The sequence below is a fragment of the Rhodococcus sp. AC861 genome (assembly GCF_979256035.1).
The window spans coordinates 1-232 of the sequence record NZ_CEEDMW010000122.1; the positions used below are offsets into that span (position 1 = coordinate 1).

The 232-nt window shown below is 66.8% G+C and carries 1 pseudogene; it reads left to right on the plus strand.

Annotated elements, in window-relative coordinates:
- Nucleotides 1-232: pseudogene (locus AC0IX4_RS23405) on the plus strand (hypothetical protein); the annotation flags it as partial.

Genomic DNA, 232 nt, shown 5'->3' on the forward strand with positions numbered 1-232 from the left:
GTTCGTGACCAAGGACAACGACTACTTCTACGGACCGTCGGCCGAGATCATGTACTTGACCGTCGTGCTGGTTCTGATCCTCAGCCGGACAGTGCGTGACCTCCGCAAGCCGACCTCGCGGGAGTGCCTGGCGAACGCCGCCGCCATCGCCGCCGACGGTGTGATCGGCGGACTTCCTGAATCGCGCCGCGAGCTCGCGCGGGAGCTTCTGGACAGGGCGCGGCTGACGGGC